The 17,639-nt window shown below is 65.3% G+C and carries 18 protein-coding genes; 9 read left to right on the top strand and 9 right to left on the bottom strand.

The genetic code is table 11. The features are described from left to right. Positions 1-36: 36 nt before the first annotated feature. Positions 37-597, bottom strand: coding sequence for a restriction endonuclease (locus C8D04_RS09500; RefSeq protein ID WP_116004621.1), 561 nt, complete (start codon positions 595-597; stop codon positions 37-39). 102 nt (positions 598-699) lie between these two features. Between C8D04_RS09500 and apbC the strand changes: the two genes are divergently transcribed. Continuing rightward, a complete protein-coding gene (apbC, locus tag C8D04_RS09495) occupies positions 700-1,791 on the top strand; it encodes an iron-sulfur cluster carrier protein ApbC (RefSeq protein ID WP_116004620.1) in 1,092 nt (363 codons plus the stop codon). Positions 1,792-1,805: 14 nt separating this feature from the next. Here the strand turns inward: apbC and C8D04_RS09490 are convergent, their stop codons facing one another. Then, positions 1,806-3,851, bottom strand: coding sequence for a diguanylate cyclase (locus C8D04_RS09490; RefSeq protein ID WP_116004619.1), 2,046 nt, complete (start codon positions 3,849-3,851; stop codon positions 1,806-1,808). 214 nt (positions 3,852-4,065) lie between these two features. Here C8D04_RS09490 and C8D04_RS09485 point away from each other — a divergent pair, with 214 nt between their 5' ends. The 5 genes from C8D04_RS09485 to C8D04_RS09465 all read left to right on the top strand — a co-directional run bounded on the left by C8D04_RS09485 (position 4,066) and on the right by C8D04_RS09465 (position 10,586). Continuing rightward, a complete protein-coding gene (locus C8D04_RS09485) occupies positions 4,066-5,526 on the top strand; it encodes an ABC transporter substrate-binding protein (protein ID WP_116004618.1) in 1,461 nt (486 codons plus the stop codon). 90 nt (positions 5,527-5,616) lie between these two features. Further along, the gene (locus C8D04_RS09480) at positions 5,617-8,136 is read left to right on the top strand and encodes an FtsX-like permease family protein (protein WP_116004617.1); all 2,520 of its coding nucleotides are present in this window, start codon (positions 5,617-5,619) and stop codon (positions 8,134-8,136) included. Between the two features lie 59 nt (positions 8,137-8,195). Further along, on the top strand, positions 8,196-8,600 hold the full coding sequence (locus C8D04_RS09475) for a group II truncated hemoglobin (RefSeq protein ID WP_116004616.1): 405 nt from the start codon (positions 8,196-8,198) through the stop codon (positions 8,598-8,600). A 140-nt stretch (positions 8,601-8,740) separates the two neighbouring features. Next, positions 8,741-9,334: a LemA family protein gene (locus C8D04_RS09470; protein WP_116004615.1), complete on the top strand. Its 594-nt coding sequence runs from the start codon at positions 8,741-8,743 to the stop codon at positions 9,332-9,334. 133 nt (positions 9,335-9,467) lie between these two features. Continuing rightward, on the top strand, positions 9,468-10,586 hold the full coding sequence (locus tag C8D04_RS09465) for a M48 family metalloprotease (protein WP_116004614.1): 1,119 nt from the start codon (positions 9,468-9,470) through the stop codon (positions 10,584-10,586). A gap of 189 nt (positions 10,587-10,775) precedes the next feature. Here C8D04_RS09465 and C8D04_RS09460 read toward each other — a convergent pair whose 3' ends face one another. Genes C8D04_RS09460 through C8D04_RS09445 form a run of 4 tightly spaced genes read right to left on the bottom strand, consistent with a single transcriptional unit; the run spans position 10,776 to position 12,775 of the window. Further along, entirely contained in the window at positions 10,776-11,513 is a 738-nt protein-coding gene (locus C8D04_RS09460; protein ID WP_116004613.1) for a succinate dehydrogenase iron-sulfur subunit, read from the bottom strand. A 33-nt stretch (positions 11,514-11,546) separates the two neighbouring features. After that, entirely contained in the window at positions 11,547-11,894 is a 348-nt protein-coding gene (gene sdhD, locus C8D04_RS09455) for a succinate dehydrogenase, hydrophobic membrane anchor protein (RefSeq protein WP_116004612.1), read from the bottom strand. After that, positions 11,891-12,283 (bottom strand): succinate dehydrogenase, cytochrome b556 subunit, encoded by a 393-nt coding sequence (gene sdhC / locus C8D04_RS09450; RefSeq protein WP_116006117.1) that lies wholly within the window; start codon positions 12,281-12,283, stop codon positions 11,891-11,893. The genes sdhD and sdhC overlap by 4 nt, the downstream gene beginning before the upstream one ends. Positions 12,284-12,322: 39 nt before the next feature. Then, complete coding sequence (locus tag C8D04_RS09445) at positions 12,323-12,775, bottom strand: CBS domain-containing protein (RefSeq protein WP_116004611.1); 453 nt, start codon at positions 12,773-12,775, stop codon at positions 12,323-12,325. Between the two features lie 218 nt (positions 12,776-12,993). On the opposite strand from C8D04_RS09445, the gene C8D04_RS09440 reads away from it, so the two are divergent. Further along, the gene (locus C8D04_RS09440) at positions 12,994-13,332 is read left to right on the top strand and encodes a hypothetical protein (RefSeq protein WP_116004610.1); all 339 of its coding nucleotides are present in this window, start codon (positions 12,994-12,996) and stop codon (positions 13,330-13,332) included. A 158-nt stretch (positions 13,333-13,490) separates the two neighbouring features. Here C8D04_RS09440 and C8D04_RS09435 read toward each other — a convergent pair whose 3' ends face one another. Next, positions 13,491-14,108 carry a Smr/MutS family protein gene (locus C8D04_RS09435; RefSeq protein WP_233521248.1) on the bottom strand — a complete coding sequence of 206 codons (618 nt, stop codon included), beginning with the start codon at positions 14,106-14,108 and terminating at the stop codon, positions 13,491-13,493. A gap of 314 nt (positions 14,109-14,422) precedes the next feature. Further along, the gene (radC, locus tag C8D04_RS09430) at positions 14,423-15,136 is read right to left on the bottom strand and encodes a DNA repair protein RadC (protein WP_116004609.1); all 714 of its coding nucleotides are present in this window, start codon (positions 15,134-15,136) and stop codon (positions 14,423-14,425) included. A gap of 57 nt (positions 15,137-15,193) precedes the next feature. On the opposite strand from radC, the gene C8D04_RS09425 reads away from it, so the two are divergent. Both C8D04_RS09425 and ispH read left to right on the top strand, forming a co-directional pair. After that, positions 15,194-15,646, top strand: coding sequence for an FKBP-type peptidyl-prolyl cis-trans isomerase (locus tag C8D04_RS09425; protein ID WP_116004608.1), 453 nt, complete (start codon positions 15,194-15,196; stop codon positions 15,644-15,646). A gap of 166 nt (positions 15,647-15,812) precedes the next feature. Further along, the gene (ispH, locus tag C8D04_RS09420; protein WP_116004607.1) at positions 15,813-16,784 is read left to right on the top strand and encodes a 4-hydroxy-3-methylbut-2-enyl diphosphate reductase; all 972 of its coding nucleotides are present in this window, start codon (positions 15,813-15,815) and stop codon (positions 16,782-16,784) included. Positions 16,785-16,878: 94 nt separating this feature from the next. Here the strand turns inward: ispH and C8D04_RS09415 are convergent, their stop codons facing one another. Next, positions 16,879-17,556, bottom strand: a complete 678-nt coding sequence (locus C8D04_RS09415) for a CBS domain-containing protein (protein ID WP_116004606.1) — start codon at positions 17,554-17,556, stop codon at positions 16,879-16,881. Between the last annotated feature and the right edge of the window lie 83 nt (positions 17,557-17,639).

Raw genomic sequence — 17,639 nt, 5'->3', positions numbered from 1 at the left:
GCGCTACAGCCTTGGGAAAACCCGCAAAGGAGCGGGTCAGTGCAACAGCAGTTGCGCCAGCGCATCGCCTTGCACGATGGCCAGGCCATGGTCACGTGCAAACAGGCGTGCGTTCTCGCTCAACTGGCCCTGGCCCAGCAGGTACAGCCCCGTTGTGGAATCACGTTGCTGCAAGGCAGCGTGCAGTTCACGCAGCGGCTCCACGCCATGGTGGGCCGCCTTCCAGCGCCGTGCGCTGGCCAGCTGGGTTTGCCCGTTCCGCGTCAGTGCGAAATCCGCCGCGCCACCGGAGGGCAGGCGCACCACCTGGTAGCCCTGTGCAACCCAGGCGGCCTCCAGTGCCTCGGCCAGCGTGCGCCAGGGCATGGCCTGCAATTGTGCGTGTTGGGCGTTGATGCGTGCGGCGCTGGGAGCATGCCACTGGCGCCACGCGGCGACGCAGCCCACGGCAAAAAAAGGAAACGTGCCCAGCACCCCGGCCAGAGCGTAGTCGCGCGGCAGCAGTGCAACCGCGGCCAGCGAGAACAATCCCATCAGGGCAAAGCTGACCCACCACGGCGAGCGCAGCAGGACAGCAAACAGCGAGTTGGGGGACATTTTGAATTTCACGTGACTCCTTGGTGGCGGGTGGCATTGTCCTGCAGTCAGTGGGGTCTGGGCGCTTCGATAGACTCACCACTCCCCACAGGAGAGATTGGAATGGCTATCACCGAACAAAGCCTCATGGCGGCCCTTAGCACCGTGCTGGATCCGCTTACCGGCCAGGATTTTGTCAGCACCCGGGCACTGCGCAACCTGCAGATCGACAACGCTGCTGTGGTTTTTGACGTGGAGCTGGGGTACCCGGCCAGAAGCCAGGAGCCCGCCTTGCGCGAGCGCCTGGAGGCGGCGGCCCGCAGCGTGCCTGGTGTGCAGAGCGTGCGCGTGAACCTCACCACCAAAGTGGTGGCCCATGCCGTGCAGCGCGGCGTGCAGTTGCTGCCCGGTGTGAAGAACATTGTGGCCGTGGCCTCGGGCAAGGGCGGCGTGGGCAAAAGCACCACGGCAGCCAACCTGGCGCTGGCGCTGGCGGCCGAGGGTGCGCGCGTGGGCCTGCTGGATGCCGACATTTACGGCCCCAGCCAGCCCATGATGATGGGCATTGACCGCAAGCCCGAAAGCCTGGACGGCAAGACCATGGAGCCGCTTGTGAACCACGGCGTGCAGGTCATGTCCATCGGCTTCTTGGTCGACCAGGACCAGGCAATGATCTGGCGCGGCCCCATGGCCACGCAGGCGCTTGAACAATTGCTGCGCCAGACGAACTGGAAAGATCTGGACTATCTCATCGTGGACATGCCGCCCGGCACCGGCGACATCCAGCTCACGCTGAGCCAGCGCGTGCCCATCACCGGCGCCGTTATCGTGACCACGCCGCAGGACATCGCCCTGCTTGATGCGAAGAAAGGCATCAAGATGTTCGAGAAGGTGGGCGTTCCCATCCTGGGCATCGTCGAAAACATGGCGGTGCATGTGTGCTCGAACTGTGGCCACGCTGAACATATTTTTGGTGAAGGCGGCGGGCGCCGGATGGCGCAGGACTACGGCATGGACTACCTGGGCGCGCTGCCGCTGGATATCAAGATCCGTCTGCAGGCAGACAGCGGCCAGCCCACCGTGGTGGCCGATCCTGCAGGCGAGATTGCGCAAATTTACGGCCAGGTGGCGCGCGGCGTAGCGGCAAAAATCGCGCAGCAGTCCAAGGATTTTTCGTCGAAGTTTCCCACCATCTCGGTCAGCAAAAGTACCTGACCCGACCCCGTGCCTCAACCGGGCGCGGGCGCGGGCGCCTGCAGGCCGTTGGGTTCGAACGAGGCGACTTGGTCGCGCCCCGACTGCTTGGCGCGGTAAAGAGCCGCGTCGGCCTGCTCGAACAGGTGCCGCGCAGCATCGCGGGCCGATGCCGGATGGCTGGTGTGCGGCATGCCCGGCACAGCGGTGAAGGCGGGTAGGGCGCTGGCCGAACCGATGCTGACGGTGACCTGCGGCCGCCCCTGCGCGGCAAGGTGCTCGATGTTCATGGCCCGCACGGCATCGCACAGGCGTTGGCCGATAGCGGTGGCCTGGGTGCCATCGGTGTCAGGCAGCAGCACGGCAAACTCCTCACCGCCATAACGTGCCACCAGATCCCCCACGCGGCCGATGGACTGTGACAACGCCTGCGCCACCCGCTGCAGACACAGGTCGCCCGCCACATGGCCGTAATGGTCGTTGTAGGCCTTGAAATGGTCCACGTCGATCATCAACAGGGACAGCGGTGCCCCACTGCGCAAGGCGCGATTCCATTCCATTGCCACGGCTTCGTCCAGCGCCAGCCGGTTGGCGATATGGGTGAGCGGGTCTTGACGTACCTGGGCCTCCAGGGCCGCGCGGTAGGTGGCGAGTTTTTCCTCCCCCTGCCTGCGCTCGGTGACGTCCTGTACGGTACCGGTCATGCGTGCGACAGGCTTCTGGCCAGCATCGCTTTCATATTCAGCCCAGACCTGGACCCATCGGACATGCCGGTCGCTGGCCCGGCGGATGCGGTACTGGGTGCGCAGGCCGGTGCGTTCGGTCATGGCGCGGGCATGCTCTTCCAGCGTCTTTTTGCGATCATCGGGGTGTATCAGGCCGATCCACTGGCGCCGTGACATGGCGCTGCCCAGCGACAGCCCAAAGATGGTGCAGGCCATGCCCGACATGAAAAAGGAGTGTTGGGTTGCATCGTAGGAGAAGTAGCCGACCTCGGCTGCTTTTTGCGCACTTTCCAGCCAGCGCATATTGCGCTGCAGATCCGTCTTGAGAGCGCGCTCGCGTTGCCAGGCGCGCCGTTGCCAGAATACGGCAAACGATCCTGCGATCAGCAGCCCCAGGCTGATGGGGAGGCTCAAAGCCAGCCATTCGCGCACGCGCATGTCCGTAAAGGCTTCGGCGACATCAATCTTTGACACCATGAACCACGGTGAGTCGGGGACAGCGCTCACCATTGCTAGCACCTCCTCGCCCCGGTAGTCACGTCCATAGATGATGCCGCGTACCCCGGTGACCGCTTGTACCGCCGGATCTTCACTGTGCGAGATCGGAAGGCGCAGGGATTGCGGCGCGTTGTTGTAGTGCCGCAGTGGGCTGACAAAACGCACCTCGTTGCCGTCGCGCTGCACGATGGCGGACTCTGCTGACCTGCTTGGCGTGGGCCAGAGTTCCAGCAGTGGGTAGAGCGAGGTGCGGACATCGCTCACCAGCCAGATGGCGCCCAAGGGCTCGATGCCGTCGAAAATGGGGACCATCAAACCGGAAAAAGGGAAAGCAAAAAAATTGCTCTGGCGCGGCTCCAGCATGACTGGTTGGGCCTGTGCCAAGGCGCTGTGCAGCGCCAGCAACTCGGGGTCGGGCAGGCGGCCCTGCACGCTGTCGGCTGGTGTGAGCCGCAGCATGCCTTGCGTGTCCACCAGGTACACGGCGGTATAGCGGGCGCGCTCCTGCAAAATGCGCAGACGGGCCACGATGTCTGCGCTCGGTGCGCTTCCTGGCGATGCCAACCAAGCTGCGACCGCGTGGGCCAACAGGCTGTCATCGCTCAGCGCCATGGCGTCGGACATTCTCCGGTCGCGCCAGTCGGCCACGCTGCGGGCCTGCAACTGGCTGATGGCCTGCAGTTCGCGTTCGATCTGGTGGCGCTGGCGTTGCTCGCGCTCCTGGTAGAGGACGTTCGCGCCCCACAGAATCAAACCCAGTGCCAGAAAGGCCAGCAGGGCCGAGGACACCCCCAGCGGTGCGGCCGTCCACAACCGCCGTCCGGCAGTGCGTGGGGTCTGGGCGTGGGATGAGGGCATGGCTACCGGTGACGCAAGGCAGGATTCAAAAGAGCGAATGGGGTGGCAGGCAAGTCCTGCCGTGGGTGTTTGAATCGCGTCAGGATACTATGTCACACTTTGTTTCTCTCTCGTGGGGCTGCCCTGGCGCCTTTCACGCGGAATTTTATTGCTTGACACGAACGGAGACCCAGTGCAGCTCACACGGCGAACCCTGGCTTGTGCAGGGGCCTCCATGGCCGGATTGGCCCTGGCCGGTGCCAGCGGGCAAGCGCTGGCCCAATCTGCGCCGCGTGCTCTGGTCATCAACATCTCGCTGGAGCCTGACGGCCTGGACCCCACCAGCGCAGCCGCCGCTTCCATTGGCGAGGTGGTGCACTACAACGTGCTCGAAGGTCTGACCCGGATCGAGGAAAGTGGCGCCACATCGCCCCTGCTGGCGCAGGCGTGGGAGATGTCCGCCGACGGTAAAACCTACACTTTCCACTTGCAGCCGGGTGTGCGTTTCCATGACGGTGCTGCCTTTGATGCCGCCGCCGTGCTGTTCACCTTTGAGCGTGCCAAGGCGCCGGATTCTCGCAACAAGGCGCGCAAGGCCCTGTTCGACAATATGGCCAGCGTCACCGCGCCTGATCCGCTCACCGTGGTGCTGCAATTGCACCGCGCCGATGGCAATACGCTGTTCCGCCTGGGCGAGAGCACCGCCGTCATCCTGCACCCGGCCAGTGCCGCGCAGGCGGCGCGCCACCCCGTGGGAACGGGGCCTTACCGGCTGGAACATTGGGACAAGGGCAGCAGCATCACCCTGACCAAACACGAGGCGTACCGCCGTGCAGCGCAGGTGCGGGTCGAAAAAGCGGTGTTCCGTTTCGTCAACGGCCCGGATGACCAAGTGGGCATGGTCCAGTCGGGCGAAGTGGATGTGCTGTTCAACTTTGCCACGCAAAACGTTGGCCGCCTGGAGGTGTACAAGCACTACCAGGTGCTGATCGGGGCATCCAGCGGTAAAGGCATGCTGGCCCTGAACCACCGGCGCAAACCCCTGGGCGATGTGCGCGTGCGCCGCGCCATCAGCCACGCCATCGACCGCGAGTCATTCATCCGTGCGGTGCTCGACGGGCGAGGCAAGGCCATTGGCAGCCATTTTTCGCCGACCGATGCCGGCTATGTGCACTTGGCAGGCATGTACCCCTACGATCCCAGCCGTAGCCGGGCTTTAATGAAAGAAGCGGGTGTCCAGACCCCCTTGAAAATGACGTTGACCCTGCCGCCCACACCCTACGCCCGTGCGGGCGGACCGGTGCTGGCGGCCAGCCTGGCCAAGGTAGGTATCGTGCTCAAGCAAGAGCAGGTGGAGTGGCCGCAGTGGCTGGCAGGCGCCTTCAAGGGCCAGTTCGACATGACGCTCATCAACCATGTCGAGCCGCTGGACTACCAGATCTATACCGACCCGGCGTACTACTTTGGCTACGACAGCCAGCCTTTCCGGGACTTGGTTGAACGCCACGCCGCCAGCGTCAATGCCCGCGAGCGCCAGATCCTCTTTGTGGAAATCCAGCGCTACCTGGCAATGGACGCCGTAAATGCCTGGATCTTTGCGCCCCAGGTCAGCACCGTGGTGCGCAAGGGTCTCAAGGGCGTGTGGATGAACTACCCGATCTTTGCCCACGACATTGCCGCCATGCGCTGGGAGTAAAAGCGGGCTCCAGGCCCGCGCCTGTTGCCTAGGCACGCAAAGCCCCGCGCCGTCACCGTGCGGGGGTATTTGCGCTAAGGTAAGCGCCCTATGAATCTGATGACTGTCCAACTGGGCTGGCGCACGCTGCTGCGCGATCTGCGCGCGGGTGAATTGCGCCTTTTGGCCGTGGCCGTGACGCTGGCCGTGGCTGCGTTGACCTCGGTGGCCTTTTTTGCCGACCGGCTGCAGGGCGGGCTGCAGCGTGATGCCTTGCAGATCCTGGGCGGCGATGCCGTGGTGGCCAGTGACAACCCCACGCCCGAGGCCTTTGTGCAGCGCGCCCGGGCCCTGGGCTTGCAGACGGTAACCACCATGGGTTTCCCCACCATGGGGCGCGCTGGCGACGCCCAGGGTGGCGCCAGCCGCCTGGTGGCTTTCAAGAGCGTGCAGAGCGGTTACCCGCTGCGCGGCAGCCTGACCGTGGCCCTGGCGCCCGGTGGCCCAGAGCAGGTCACGCGCGACATTCCTGCGCCGGGCGAGGTGTGGGTGGATGCGCCGTTGCTCGACGCACTCGGTCTGGCGGTGGGCGATGCCCTGCTGCTGGGCGATGCGCAATTGCGCATTGCGCGCATCATCGTGATCGAGCCCGATCGGGGCGCCGGCTTCATGTCCTTTGCGCCGCGCGTCATGGTGAACGAAGCCGATGTGCCTGCCACCGGCCTGGTGCAGCCCGCAAGCCGCCTCACCTACCGCTTCGCAGTGGCTGGCGAGCCAGGGCCTGTGCGTGCGTTCATGCAGTGGGCGGAAAAAGAAGTCACCCAACCCGGCGTGCACGGCGTACGCCTCGAATCCCTGGAGTCGGGCCGCCCCGAGATGAAACAGACGCTGGACCGCGCCCAGAAATTCCTCAGCCTGGTGGCCCTGCTGGCCGCGCTGCTGTCGGCCGTGGCCGTGGCGCTGGCCGCGCGGGGGTTTGCGGCGGGCCATCTTGACGCCTCGGCCATGCTGCGCGTGCTGGGGCAAAGCCAGCGCATCATCGCCTGGAGCTACGCCATCGAATTCATTCTGGTGGGCCTGGCGGCCAGCGTGCTGGGCGTGCTGCTGGGCTTTGCCGTGCACCATGTGTTTGTGCTGCTGCTGGCGGGGCTGGTCGAATCGGCCCTGCCGTCGGCCAGCGCCTGGCCTGCTGCGCTGGGTTTGGGCGTGGGCCTGACGCTGCTGCTGGCCTTTGGCCTGCCGCCCGTGCTGCAGCTGGCCCAGGTGCCACCGCTGCGCGTGATCCGGCGCGACATGGGCGCGCTGCGCCCCGCATCGCTGGTGGTGCTGGGCCTGGGGGTGGCCGGTTTTGCCGCGCTGTTGCTGGTGGTCAGCAGTGACATCCGGCTGGGTCTGATCGCCGTGGGGGGCTTTGCCGTGGCGGTGGCGGTGTTTGCCCTGCTGAGCTGGCTGGCCGTGCTGCTGCTGCGCCGCAGCGTGAACGAGGCCACGGCGCCGCGCTGGCTGGTTTTGGCCACGCGGCAGATCTCCGCCCGCCCGGCCTATGCGGTGGTGCAGGTCAGCAGCCTGGCTGTGGGCCTGCTGGCGCTGGTGCTGCTGGTGCTGCTGCGCACCGACCTGATCGACAGCTGGCGCCAGGCCACACCGCCCGATGCACCCAATCGCTTCGTCATCAACATCCAGCCCGACCAGGAGCGCGCCTTTCAGCAAACCCTGCAGGAAGCGGGCGTGCGCCGGTACGACTGGTATCCCATGATTCGCGGCCGTCTGGTGGCGGTCAACGGCCAGTCCATCGGGCCCGAAAGCTATACCGAAGACCGTGCCCAGCGCCTGGTCGAGCGGGAATTCAATCTGTCGAACGCCGCCGAGCAGCCCCCGCACAACGAAGTGATCGCCGGCCGCTGGACGCCGGGCGAACAAGGTGCCGCGAGTGTGGAGGAGGGCCTGGCCAAAACCCTGGGCCTCAAGCTGGGCGATACCCTGCGCTTTGACATGGCGGGCGTGCTGCACGAGGTGCGCATCACCTCGCTGCGCAAGGTGGACTGGGGCTCGATGCACGCCAACTTCTTCGTCATGTTCCCGGTGGACCACTTGGAAAACGTGGCAGTGACCTACCTTGCCGCGTATCGCGCTCCGACGACGGCGGGTTTTGACAACGCCCTGGTGCGCCAGTACCCCAACGTCACCAACGTGGACATGGCGGCCACGCTGGCACAGGTGCAGCGCGTGCTGGACCAGGTGGTGCGTGCAGTGGAATTTTTGTTCGGCTTCACCCTGGCTGCTGGTCTGGTGGTGCTGTTTGCTGCGGTGACGGCTACACGCGAAGAGCGGGCGCGCGAGTACGCCATCATGCGGGCCCTGGGCGCGCGCGCCAGCCTGTTGCGCGACGTGCAACGCGCCGAACTGGCGGGCGTGGGCCTGCTGGCCGGTGTGCTGGCCAGTGGCGTGGCGGTGGTCGTCGGCTGGGCGCTGGCGCGCTTCGTGTTCGAATTCACCTGGACCGCTTCGCCGCTGGTGCCTTTGGCCGGTGGCCTGGCCGGTGCCGTGTTGGCCCTGCTCGCGGGCTGGTGGGGGTTGCGCGAAGTGCTGCAGCGCCCCGTGATGGACACCCTGCGCCGCGCGGCCGAGTGATTGGTATTGTTTTTATAGCTTCTGGCGCTTGATGGTATTGGGCTAGAGCCTGTTTTGATATGAATTCTGAAGACGTTGTTTCTGAATCCACACCGTTCGAGCGCATTGGTGGCGAGGCCCCCGTGCGTGCCGTGGTCGATCGCTTCTACGATCTGATGGACCTGGAGCCCGGCTACGCCGAACTGCGCGCCACCCACGGCAGCACGCTCGATGATGCGCGCGACAAGCTGTTCTGGTTTCTGTGCGGCTGGCTGGGCGGGCCCGACCACTACCAGGAGCGCTTTGGCCACCCGCGCCTGCGTGCAAGGCACCTACCGTTTGCCATTGGCGTGAAGGAGCGCGACCAGTGGGTGGCCTGCATGGACCAGGCCATGGGTGAATGCGCCACCCCCGAAGCCCTGCGCCAGCGCCTGCGCGAGAGTTTTTTCAAGACTGCTGACTGGATGCGCAACAAGGGCCTCTGACGCCGAAGCGGTTGATTGCTATTGTTAATGTAGCTATTGGCGCTTGATGGTAGGCCGCCAGAGGCAAAAAACTATCAAATTTTTCTGCCGAAGCGAACAGGTTCTAAGATAGGGCACCAAAAAATTCAAGGAGGTGGAGCATGTCTGTCGCTGCGTGGATCGTGCTGGGTCTGGTGGTCGTTGTGGCGCTGTGGGCTGTCTCGGCCTACAACCGGCTGGTGGAATTGCGCAACCGCATCGCCAACGCCTTTGGCCAGATCGATGTGCAGCTCAAGCGCCGTTACGACCTGATTCCCAACCTGGTGGAAGTGGCGCGCGGTTACCTGCAGCACGAGGCCTCCACGCTCGAAGCCGTCATCCAGGCCCGGGGCCAGGCGCAGGGCGCGGCCGCCGCAGCCCGCGTGGCGCCCACCAACGCCGGTGCGGTGGGCGCGCTGGCCGTGGCCGAAAACGCCTTGGGCGCCAGCCTGGGGCGGCTGATGGTGGTGTCCGAGCGCTACCCGGATCTCAAGGCCGATGCCACCATGCAGTCACTCAGCGAAGAGCTGGCCAGCACCGAAAACCGCGTGGGTTTCGCCCGCCAGGCGTTCAACGACCAGGTGCTGGACTTCAACAACGCCGCCCAGCAGTTCCCCGCGCTCATTGTTGCGCGGCTGGCGGGTTTTGCGCCCGCTTCCATGCTCGAATCCACCCGCAGCGAGGAAGAGCGCAGCGCCCCCCAGGTGAAGTTCTGATTTCATTTCCAAATCACCCGTGTCGTTGTTGCTTGGCCTTGTCGTGCTGCAGCACTGCCTGCGGCTTTGCGCCTAGACACGAATAATTTGGAAGCGAAATGAACGACCTTGCCTCCCAGCATCCATCCCGTCCATGAAGTTCTGGGACCAACAGCACAGCGCCCGCAGCGAAACACGCCGCCTGCTGCTGGCCTTCGCGCTGGCCGTGGCTGTGCTGGTGCTGGCGGTGCATGGCGCGCTGGTGCTGGCCTGGTGGGTCATGTCGGCCCTGCTGCCCGTGCACCTGCCTTTTCCGGCGGGTTTTTTGGCGGCCAATGTGGGCGTGTCTTTCATGCTGGTGCTGGGCGGCTGGTGGGTCGAGACGTCCAACCTGCGCGCCGGTGGCGTGAAACTGGCGCAGCGCGTGGGGGCGCGCGAGCTGCGCCCCTCGGTCACCCATGCCGAGCAGCGTCTGGCCAATGTGGTCGATGAGCTGTGCATTGCCGCCCACATGCCGCGCCCCCAGGTCATGGTGCTGCCCCACACCGACGCCATCAACGCCTTTGCCGCCGGTTGGGATGAAGCCGATGCGGTGGTCGCCGTCACCCAGGGCGCGCTCGACCACCTTACCCGCGAGGAACTGCAGGGCATGGTGGCGCACGAGCTTTCCCACCTGCATGAGGGCGACACGCGCCTGAAGATGCGCTTGGCCGGCATGGTGTTCGGGCTGGAGCTGGTCTACAACTTTGGCGAGGAGATGCGCGAGCGCGGTGGCCTGGCCTGGTGGTTTGGCTCGGCCATCATGCTGGCGGGCCTCGCCGGCTGGCTGACGGGCCAGATCCTCAAGGCGGCGGTGTCGCGTCAGCGCGAATACCTGGCCGACGCCCGCGCCGTGCAGTGGACGCGCAGCAAGGACGGCCTGGGCGGTGTGCTGCGCAAGGTGCTGGGCCAGCGCCAGGCAGTCCAGCGTGCGGGACAGCAAGAGCCGCGCCGCAATGCCCTGGCGCACCCCAGCGTGCAGCACATGCTGCTCGTAGACGTGGAAACCACCGGGCGCTGGAGTGAAGGCATGGCCGCGCGCCTTGCCGGCCGGCTCGATTCCCACCCCAGCCTCGAAGACCGTGTGCAGCGCGTCTATGGTCGGCGCATGGCGCCACTGCCGCTGACCCCGGTGAATGAGCCGCCCGAGCGCGCGCATCCATCGTCTGGCGCTGAGATTCAGGCGGGTCAGCCTTCGCTGGCTTCATTGGTGGATCCTTTTGCGCGTCTGTGACCCAGCCTGCTCCGGTCTCATGAAAGAGACGCTCTGCGCCAGCAGGTCTGTTGTTTGTGACGGGCACCAGAGGGGGGATCGGTATTCGTTTCACCGCAGGCAACTTTCAGCCATGCGCCAGTGCGATGCTTCGGTCGACCTCCGATTGCATGCCCGATGAATCCATCCAGGAACCGCAGACGGAGACCGTCAGGTGGCGGGGCGCACCGGATGCGTAGGCAGCGCGCCGCTGTCTCCGGTGTCTTTGATCATCTTTAACCGGATCATCTCAATGGCGTGCGACGGTTCCAGTCCTTTGGGGCAGACCTCGGAGCAGTTCATGATGGTGCGGCAGCGAAACAGACGGTAGGCATCGTTCAGGTCGTCCAGCCGATCTTTGGTTGTGGTGTCGCGGCTGTCGAAGATGAAGCGGTAGGCCTGTATCAGACCCGCAGGCCCGACGAACTTGTCCGGGTTCCACCAGAACGAAGGGCATTGGCTGCTGCAGCAGGCGCACAAAATGCACTCATACGCGCCGTTGAGTTTTTCCCGATCTGCGGGCGACTGCAGGCGCTCTTTTTCAGGGGGCGGCTGGTCGTTGACGAGGTAAGGCTTGATGGAGTGGTACTGTTTGAAGAAGTGGGTCATGTCCACGATCAGGTCGCGCACGATCGGAAAACTCGGCAAGGGCCGCAGCACCACCGGTTCTTTCAGGTCACGCACCCGGGTGATGCAGGCCAGGCCGTTGCGGCCGTTGATGTTCATGGCGTCCGATCCGCACACGCCTTCGCGGCAGGATTTGCGCATCGACAGGGTGGGGTCTTGCTCTTTGATGCGCAGCAGCACATCGAGCAGCATCCGGTCGCTGGGCAGGATGTCCATTGCATAGTCCTGCAGGTACGGTTTTTCGTCCTTGTCAGGGTTGTAGCGTGAGATGGAAAATTTCATGACAGCCTCCGGCCATGTTGGTGGCCACGTTGCTCAAACATGCTGCAGTGCCAGCAGCCAGGCCATGCTTGCCGCGCCGGCGCACAAGCCCAGCGCCACCAGCACCAACAATGCCCGGCGCAAGCCCGCGGGGCGCGCATAGTCCAGCAGCACGTCGCGCAGCCCTACCCACATGTGCGCCAGCAGCGCGGCAAAAAACAGCGCCAGCGCCAGCGAGATGGCAGGGTGGCCCACCCAGCGCTTCCATTCGGCATAAGAGTGCAGCGGGTGCCACCCGAAGAACGCCAGCAGAGCCACCAAAAACAGCAGCATGTACACCGCACTGGTGCGTTGCACCAGCCAGGCCGGCAGACCGGTGGGGCCCGTGTGGTGGGGCGTCATGGCAAAACCCCCAGCGCCAGCAAAGCCAGCGCTGCGGCGGTCAGGTTCACGGCCCAGGCGCTGCGCCGCGCCTTGTGCAAGGTCGAACCGATGTTGATGTCGGTCAGCATGTGGCGCACCCCGGCCAGCACATGGTGGGCCAAGGCCCACACCAGCACGGCCACCACCGCCTGGAAGGCGCGGTGGTGCAGCAGCCCCATCACCTGCGCAAAGCCCTCTTCACCGCCGAGCGATCGCCACAGCAGAAACATGCCCAGCGGCACCCCCGCTGCCAGCACAACGCCGGACAGGCGGTGCAGGATGGAGGTGATGGCGCCGACCGGCATCTGGATCTGCAGCAGATTCAGAAACAGGGGTCGTGGCAGAGGGCGTGCGTGCGGTTTTTCCATGATCAATCCCATCCTGTCAAAAGGTCAGAAGGGCGTGGGTTAGTGGTAGCCCACGCCCATCACGTAATCGAACAGCAGCGACTGTTCATATTCCCCCTCGGCCACCAGGGCGCGCAGGGCGTCGCGTGCGTTGACAACGCCCAATGGGCGTTTGTGGGGGTCGAGCACCGGCACATGAACCAGGCCGTGCTCCTGCATCATGGTGAGCACGTCCGACAACAATGCGGTGGGCTCGCAGCAAATGACATCCGTCGTCATGAGTGCGCTGGCCAGCGTGTGGCAGGCGCTGCCCATGCAATGGCCGATCTGCCGCACGATGTCGCTTTTGCTGATGACCCCTGCCATCGCACCATCCGGGTGGCACACCACCACCAGGCCGATGTGCGTCTCCGATAGCCGCTGCGCTGCTTGCAGCAGCGGTGTCTGCAGCGTGACCGTGGCAAGCCGTGAATGCATGACGGCATTGAGATGGGTGACCCGCAAGGTGTGCATCGGATGAATCTCCAGTCTGCCCTGCTTTCGGACGGTGCGACCCGCGATTTGGTAGGCCGCCGCTCATTGTTCCGCACGCAAAGGCCCCTCAACGTAGGCATTGGCCGCGTCCTTGTCAAATGCAGCAATGCGGTTGTGGGTATTCAATGGCGCTTGGAAAGTATCTGAAAGAGCGGAACACTGTCCCTGTTTGCCCTGTCATTTTTGAAAGCAAGCCTATGCCACATCCTGCATCGAAAAACCTGGAAAACGCACGGCACCGACCAGAGGCGCCGTCGCCATGGGAGAGCGAGCGCCCGGGTGGGGATGGCGACGCCGGGGGCACAAGCGGCGGCGTGCCTCCACTCAGTAACGCAGAGCTGGTGCAGTTGCAGATTCGGGTGATTGCACTGGAAAACCTGGTGGTCGCCCTGCTGGCCCGTGCACCCGACGAGCAGCTGGAGCTGGTGCGCGACATTGCCGCGTCCATCTTTCCGCGGCCTGGTGTGGAGCACCGTTTGACGATGCATGCCACCGCGCAAATGGAGCATCTGGCGCAGCGCTCTCTGCGTTTATAAGGCCGTTGCCTGCCACGGCTGCACGGTATGGAGAAGTTACCGTTCACCAAAATGAATAGCTGTAAGCGCTTTGCTGGCGGGCGTTGGATGCCTATTTGGCTATAAATCCAGGAGACGCAGATTTCATCGGAGGGATGGGGCGCGGGTGGGGTTGCGCGTCAAGCGCGGTGCGGCCCTGCAGGCACCAGCAGCACCACCAGCGCACCGGCGCCGCCCTCGGCCGGGCGCGCCTGCACAAAGGCCAGCACCTCGCGTTTTTGCACCAGCCAGCGCTGTACCCGGCCTTTGAGCACAGGCGTGCGACCCGGCGAGCCCAATCCCTTGCCATGCACCACGCGCACGCAGCGCAGGCCGCTCTTGTGGGCATAACGGATGAACTGGCCCAGCGCCTCGCGCGCCTCGTCGGTGCGCAGGCCGTGCAGGTCGAGCTGGCGTTGAATGCTCCAGTGCCCGGCGCGCAGGCGCTGCGTGACTTCCACCCCGATGCCGGGGCGGCGAAAACTGAGCTGGTCGTCGGTGTCGAGCAGGGTACTGACATCAAAGTCGTCGCTGATCGACTCTTGCAGCACCTGTTCTTCGTCCAGCCAGTGCTGCACTGGCAGCGGCGGCGTGGGTTCAAGTGCCATGGCGGCGAGGTTGGGGTGGCGCAGCGGCGTGACGGCGCCCACGCTGCGGCTGAACAGTTGGCGCTCGGCCTGCAGCCGGGCTGCAGCTTCGCGCTCTGCCTTGGCCTGTGCGGCAGCACGCTCTTGCTCCCGGCGCAAGTGTTGTGCCACGCTGGCCAGGTCTTGCCAATCGTCCAGGCGCAGGCTGGCGCGCCGTGCAGCGGGTGCGCTGCGCCGGATTTTGGCGGGCGAAGGGGGGCTTGGTGGTGGTGTTGTGCGTGGCCCCAGTGTGCGGCGCGTCTGCTGCGCAGCGTAGCGCGTGGCAGCGGCGGCGCGCCGCAGCGCCCGGGGTGTTTCTGGAGCCACTGGCGGCGGTGGCAGAGGTGTCGCTGGGGTGGTGCCGGCGTACGCCGGTTGTTGGGCGGCCGCGCGCAGCAGCGCGGCGGCCAGTGCCCCCGACGCTGTGTGCGGTGGCTGTGGCGGCGTCACACCAGCCCTTTCTCGGCCATGGAAAGCGCCTGTCCCGGGGCCACGATGACGTGGTCGAGCACGCGCACATCCACCAGCGCCAGTGTGCTTTTCAGGGTTTGCGTCAGTGCCTCGTCGGCGCGGCTGGGCTGCACGCTGCCACTGGGGTGGTTGTGTGCCAGCACCACGGCGGCGGCCTGGTGGTGCAGGGCGCGCAGAACCACCTCGCGCGGGTACACGCTGGTCTGCGTGAGGGTGCCCCGGAACAACTCTTCCAGGGCCAGCAGGCGGTGCTGGCTGTCCAGAAACAGCACGGCGAATACCTCGTGCCCCTTGTGCGCCAGGTGCAGCTGCAGGTAGTGCTTGACGGCGTCGGGCGAGTCAAAGGCTTCGCGCTCGCGCAGCTGCTGGGCCAGGGCGCGGCGCGCCAGTTCCAGTACGGCCACCAGTTCGGCGCGCTTGGCCGGGCCCAGGCCCTTGATGCGGGCGAGGTCGGCCAGGCTGGTATGCAAGAGCCCGGCGATGCCGCCAAACCCGCCGGTGGTGCGCCCGGTGGCGGGGCAGGTGCCGGGTGGGTCCAGCAGTTCCTGCGCCATCTGCAGCACGCCCTTGCCCGCGATGCCGGTGCGCAGCAGCAGGGCCAGCAGCTCGGCGTCCGACAGCGCGGCGGGGCCGCGTGCCAGGAGCTTTTCGCGGGGCTGCGCGTCGAGGGGAAGGTCTTTCAGGGGCATGGCGGAGGGGTCGGTGTGGGGGCAACCGTAAAATGCTGCCAGTTTATCGAGGCACTCATGGCAACAGTTCAACCGGGTTCTTTCCTGACCCTGCATTACCGTCTGGCGGGTCCCGCCGGCGACGTCATCAACACCTTTGCCGACAAGCCGGCCACGCTCACGCTGGGCAACAGCGAGCTCTCGCCCGCCATGGAGCAGCGCCTGATGGGCTTGGCCGAGGGCGCACGCGCCACGTTCGAGCTGGCCCAGGGCGAGGCTTTTGGCGAGCGCAACCCTGACATGCAGCAGTGGGTGGGGCGCAAGCTGCTCGACGAAATGGGCGACCCCGATGAGCAGTACCACGTGGGCGAGGTGGTGGAATTTGCCACGCCCGACGGCATGGGCACCTACGCCGGGGTGGTGGTGCAGGTGGGCAATGCCGACAGTGCGCAGGCCCTGCTGATCGATTTCAACCACCCCCTGGCCGGGCAGCCTGTGACTTTTGAAGTGCACGTGATCGGCGTTTTGTGAAGCATCCCCCCGTGCGGCTGCGCCGCTTCCTCCTTCTCTCGCTGCTTTCGCGCGGGAATGGGGGGTGCCGCCAGCGCGGCGGGGCGGCCCTTGCGCGGCAGTCGCTGGCATGGACCCTGCCGGTTTCACAAGTTTGGGTCGGTGCGAAGTGCAATGGGATACTGAAATGAATACTCCCCAGGAAATTTTGCTGGCCGAACCGCGCGGTTTTTGCGCGGGGGTGGACCGGGCCATTGAAATCGTAGAGCGGGCACTGACCAAGTTTGGCGCGCCCATCTACGTGCGCCACGAGATCGTGCACAACACCTATGTGGTCAACGACCTCAAGGCCAAGGGCGCGATCTTTATCGAGGAGCTGTCGGACGTGCCGCCCGGCGCCACGTTGATCTTCAGCGCCCATGGTGTGAGCAAGGCCGTGCAAGAAGAGGCCAAGGCGCGCGGCTTTCACATCTTTGACGCCACCTGCCCGCTGGTGACCAAGGTGCATGTCGAGGTGGCCAAGCTGGCACAAGAGGGCTACGAATTCATCATGATCGGCCACAAGGGCCACCCCGAGGTCGAGGGCACGCTGGGCCAGCTCGACGGCGGCATCCACCTGGTGGAAGACGTGCAGGACGTGGCGCGTGTGCAGCCCGCACAGACGGAAAAACTTGCCGTGGTCACGCAAACCACGCTGAGCGTGGACGACGCTGCCGAAATCACCGCTGCCGTGCGCGCGCGCTTTCCCACGGTGCGCGAGCCCAAGCAGCAGGACATCTGCTATGCCACGCAGAACCGCCAGGACGCCGTCAAGCTCATGAGTCCGCAGGTCGACCTGGTCATTGTGGTGGGCAGCCCCACCAGCTCCAACAGCAACCGCCTGCGCGAACTGGCGCAGCGCATGGATACCACCAGCTACATGGTCGACAACGCAGACGAACTGCGCCCCGAGTGGTTTGACGGCATCGCCCGCGTGGGCCTGACGGCTGGCGCATCGGCCCCCGAGGTGCTGGTCAAGCAAGTGATCGAGCGCATCAAGGCGCTGGGTGCAGTGTCGGTGCGCAAGCTCAGCGGCATTGAAGAAACCATCAAGTTCCCATTGCCCAAGGGGCTCAAGATCGATGGTGCCGGGCCCGCGGGCGCGGAAGAAGGCGAATGAGTCGCTCTGCAGGTTAGTGGCTATTTTATTGATAGCTGATTGCGCTTATAGAACGGGCCTTTGAGCCCGTTTTCCCTGTATTTTTGCGCTGAACTCAGCTCCACAGGTCCAGGGGCGGGTCGGCCGCCACCGCACGCAGAATGTCGGTGCGCGAGATAAATCCCACCAGGCTGCCGTATTCATCCGTCACGGGCAGACCGGGCAGGCCCGTGTCCAGCAGCACCGAGGCCACACGGCGCAGATCGGTATCGGGTGATACGGTGGGTATCGGGCTCACCATCACCTCTGACACGGTGCGCCGCGCCAGTGCAATCGCCGCCTGGATGTGGCCGGGCTCGGGCAACAATTCAAGCGGTGCCATGTCGGCGCGCAGCAGCAAACCCACTACGCGCCCCTGGGCGCTCACCACCGGGGCTTGTGACACGCCGTGCTCGGCCAGCGTTTGCCAGGCATGGTTGACCACTGCATCGGGCTGCACGGTCAGCGCGCCCTTGGTCATCACATCGCGCACATGCGACAGGGGCTGGCGGGCCAGCGCAGGGCCTTGCTCCGCCTGTGTATAAGCCGTGACCGCATCCTGGGCGCGCAGGCTGGTGCCCACGGCGGGCTGTTCGGGCGGGGGCGGCGGGGTTTGGACCGAGAAGGGAGGCACGTCGGCACCCCGGGTGCGCAAAGCCTGGGGGCGCTGCACGCGCCGCACCGGTGAAATCTGCGACAAATTCTCAGGGCCACCCCGGTACATCTGTCCAGATGGGCCAAAAACGAAGAACATGCTTGCACCTCCAGCTGGCAGGCCTGCAAAGTGTGTTTGCATGGGCGACTGCACTGGCCATGTTATCGGCAGTTGCATCGCAC

Origin of the sequence: Simplicispira sp. 125 (assembly GCF_003096555.1) — a bacterium.
In the GTDB taxonomy this organism is placed as follows: domain Bacteria; phylum Pseudomonadota; class Gammaproteobacteria; order Burkholderiales; family Burkholderiaceae_C; genus Simplicispira.
The sequence above is the reverse complement of the archived record's forward strand: the minus strand, read 5'-3'. Positions and strand labels throughout refer to the sequence as shown.